This is a genomic window from Clostridium sp. DFI.1.208, assembly GCF_024463855.1.
Lineage (GTDB): Bacteria > Bacillota_I > Bacilli_A > Erysipelotrichales > Erysipelotrichaceae > Clostridium_AQ.
The window spans coordinates 1-3,888 of record NZ_JANGCA010000119.1 but is presented as its reverse complement, the minus strand read 5'-3'; the positions used below and the strand labels follow the sequence as shown (position 1 = coordinate 3,888).

3 protein-coding genes are annotated in these 3,888 nt (G+C 43.4%); all 3 read left to right on the top strand.

Features of this window, described 5'->3' with window-relative positions:
- The first annotated feature begins 500 nt into the window (after window positions 1-500).
- The 3 genes from NE665_RS23370 to NE665_RS23360 all read left to right on the top strand — a co-directional run bounded on the left by NE665_RS23370 (window position 501) and on the right by NE665_RS23360 (window position 3,656).
- Window positions 501-857 carry a metalloregulator ArsR/SmtB family transcription factor gene (locus NE665_RS23370; protein ID WP_117445078.1) on the top strand — a complete coding sequence of 119 codons (357 nt, stop codon included), beginning with the start codon at window positions 501-503 and terminating at the stop codon, window positions 855-857.
- The gene (locus NE665_RS23365; RefSeq protein WP_117445077.1) at window positions 854-1,615 is read left to right on the top strand and encodes an EFR1 family ferrodoxin; all 762 of its coding nucleotides are present in this window, start codon (window positions 854-856) and stop codon (window positions 1,613-1,615) included. The genes NE665_RS23370 and NE665_RS23365 overlap by 4 nt, the downstream gene beginning before the upstream one ends.
- 889 nt (window positions 1,616-2,504) lie before the next feature.
- Window positions 2,505-3,656, top strand: a complete 1,152-nt coding sequence (locus NE665_RS23360; protein WP_117445075.1) for a DUF349 domain-containing protein — start codon at window positions 2,505-2,507, stop codon at window positions 3,654-3,656.
- Window positions 3,657-3,888: the final 232 nt, after the last annotated feature.

Sequence of the window (3,888 nt, the reverse complement as noted above, 5' to 3'; positions counted from 1 at the left end):
TTTTATATAAGAAAAGGACACCCACACAAAAAGTGAAAGGGTATCCACACAGTTTGTTAGATAAGTCAAAAAATGGCAACACACAAGTTTAAAGGTATGCCACAACCACACACAAATTTAAAGCGCCCTTTTAGGGGCTCGGGAGTTTTTTTCATATATTCGATGCCGCATAGGAGGACGTGTTCTGGATACAAGTTTTTGCAAGATTTTCCAACCGCTGTTCGTGATTGGTAACGATTTTCTTTACCGATACTGCAATTCTCTTCATTTCTGCTATAATGGTTACGGATTGTTAACGAAAAAAGTGTCCGACTGCCTTTCCTATGGGATTTGCTGCAGAGGGAAACAGCGCTAAAGGGCTATGAAGTCATAAGGGAAGCATTTCCGCAAATGGCGAAGAAATCCCGTTGATACTCGAAAGGAAGGTCGTGATCCGCTGGTTTTGAGGGAGGAATCGCTCAGTGCAAGGCATACAATCGGTGCTATAAGGAGGAGCTTACATGAAACAGGAATGTCAGAAACAAATTGACGCAATAACAACAGGCTTTCATACCTGTAGAACAGCATTTACGGCAATCGGTGATGAAACAAGGCAGGACATTCTTCTACTTCTGATACAAAGTGATCTCACAGGGATTCGTGTGCAGGAAATTTCCGAAAAAGTTCATCTGAGCAGACCCTCTGTATCCCATCACCTGCAGATTTTAAAGGAAGCAGGAATCGTCGATATGCGTAAGGAGGGCACGAAAAATTATTACTATATCCGTGCAGATAATACCCGGTGGAAACAGATTAAGAGCCTTGTTGATCTCATATATGACAGCGTAATTCAAGTAGCGGAGGAGAATGCGATATGATATTATATTTCACAGGTACAGGGAACAGTGCGTATACGGCAGACTGCATAAAGGCAGAGCTGCAGGATGAAGTCAGAAATCTGTTTGACAGTATCCGCCACAAATCCTTTGAGGTTCTGCATTCCCATCGTCCATGGGTCATCGTTACCCCTACCTATGCATGGCGTATCCCCCGTGTTGTTGAGGAATGGCTGCGCCGTACTACGCTTACGGGAAATCAAAGCATTTATTTTGTGATGACCTGCGGAGGCTCCATAGGAAATGCAGGAGCGTATCTGGAAGCGCTGTGTCATGAAAAGCAGCTGGAGTATAAGGGCTGCTTTGCGGTAAAAATGCCGGAAAATTACATTGCACTGTATGATGCGCCAGAAGATATGCAGGCACGGCAGATCATAGCAGCTGCACAGCCCGCCATGAAAGAGGCAGCCCGATATATTCAGGAAGGAAAATGTTTTCCTCATGCCAGTCTTCAAATCAGGGATAGGGTGAATAGCACACTGATCAATCCGCTGTTTTATCCCCTCATTGTCCATGCACGAAGATTTTATGCGACAGATGTCTGCATTGCTTGTCATACCTGCGAGCGCGTGTGTCCAATGGGAAATATTCAGCTGAAGCAGGGAAAGCCGGTATGGGGAAATGCATGTACGCACTGTATGGCCTGTATCTGTACCTGTCCGAAGGAGGCAATCGAATATGGGAAGAGCAGTCAGGGGAAGGTACGCTATCTATGCTCCCGTGTCATATCTGAGGAATAAGCAGGAGATGCAAAACAGGCCGCATCATCAATAGTTGCTTGCATTCACCATGGGAAAAAGATTTTCTTTTATATGTACAGGATCACCGAGCTGGTGGTCTTTATTTTTTTCATATGCCTATGAATTTCTATGTTTTCAGCATACCCTTGATTTGCTATATTTATTGATATATTTGGATATATAAGGTCAATGGCAGCTTTTAAAAAGAATCAGGCTGTTAGGCTTATAGATGAACACGCTGTAAAATTTTCGTCTTTCTTTCATATGCTGGATACCGGCACGTAAACTGCAATGCTCTGTATTGTTTCGACTCCATCTGTTGCAGATGATACATACAAACGGCTTGTGCTACGTTTTCGGCTGCTATGCTTTTCCTCACGCTTTTTGTCCTTTCAGCATGCTCCATTTTAAAATGAGATTTCTGTGACACTTTCATATGGGAGTATTTTGGAAGACAGCAGCACTTTTCTTGGGTCTCTAAATAAACGTAGGGTTTTATGATGATTGAGGTGTGCTCTAAAGTATTATAGGGTTTCAAAAAGGCAGTGCAAATGTCAGAGTATGAACATGCACTGCCTTTTATAGTGTCAAATTTCAGCGTGAAAAAAACAGGTGATTTTTTTTTCGTGAAAAAACGCAATGAAATAGAGGAACAAAGGAGGCAGGCGGTACGCTTATCCTGCATGCCCATAACGCAAACTATGGGAAATAATGTTTCACTGGTTCCGGACAATATGCAAAATCTATGAGGAATAGGTACCGGATGTAAGAAAAAAACGGAATTTCTACATAAAACTTGAAGAAATGAATGACTTTTTAGCGTATTTGAGATAGAATTTAAGTTGAAACAGGTGATTGTGGTGGAATCACCCGAACTGGAGGAATACATATGTACAATGATCATGATGAATTTGAAGTAAATGACTATGATGAAGATATTCGGCGCAGAGAAGCGTTGATTGAAGAGGCGAAGAGCATTGAAATATCTTCAGACTGGAATACGGTGTTCCGTGAAATTTCAGATTTGAAGAGAAAATGGAAACGGATTCCGTATTGGGATTCTGCCTATGAAGAAACCCTGATGGAGGAATTTGACGGATACATGGATGCGTTTTATGCAAAACGAAGAGAAGGCTATCAAAGCAATCAGGCCATTAAGCAGGAGCTGATTGAACGTGCACGTACGGTATCGGCATCCAATGACTGGAACCAGGCAACTGAAGAAATGAATGAGCTGATGCAGCAGTGGAAGGCTTCCGGAAGTGCAGGAAAGGAAACAGATGATGAGCTATGGGATGCGTTTAATGCGGCTCGTCAGACGTTCTTTGACCGCAAGCATGAGCATTGGGAAAATCTGCAGACAAAGTTCTCCAATGCAAAAGAGGTAAAGGAAGCACTGATAGTACAGGCGGCAGCACTGGCGAATTCTGTAGAATGGAACAAGACAGGGGAAAAATTCCGTGCGATGATGGACCAGTGGAAGGCGGCAGGAAGTGCCGGCAGAGAGCATGAGGATCGCCTGTGGAAGGCATTTAATGAAAGCCGTCAGAAATTCTACGACAGACGAGGCGAATATTACGATCAGCTGCATGAACAGCAGGATGGTAAATATGAAGAAAAGCGTAAGCTGGTAGAGCAGGCAAAGGAAATTGCACAGCGTAAGGAATATACCAGAGAGCATACCGATGTCATGAAAAACTTGAGCAAGGAATGGAAAAGCATCGGCTCCTGTGGTAAGGAACGGGAAGATGAGATCTGGAAGGAATTCCGTGCTGCGATGGATGCCTATTTCGATGGATTGCGCAATTGGAATGAGCAGCGTCATGCACAGTGGCGTCAGAGAATGCAGGAAGCGCGCGCACGCAAGCAGGAGCTGATTTTGGATCAGCAGCGACAGATCAAGCATATGCAGGATGAAATTGTCGGCTTGATCGGACAGCGTGCGATTGATGATATGGAAGATGCAATCGAGGATAAAAAGGAATTTATCCGTGAGTTGGAAGAAGAGCTGGCAGATATTGATAAGACACTGGCAAAATAATTGCACAGCTGCGGTTCGTAATTTGGACAACAATAAGCTCCTATATAGGAAGCAGTGATGAGCAGATCAAAAAGACATAAAAGCACAGGCGATACCCGTTATATGGGGTCTCTAAATTAACGTAGGGTTGTGAAAAAAAACGCTCTAAATAAACGTAGGGTTTTATGATGATTGAGGTGTGCTCTAAAGTATTATAGGGTTTCAAAAAGGCAGTGCAAATGTCAGAGTATGA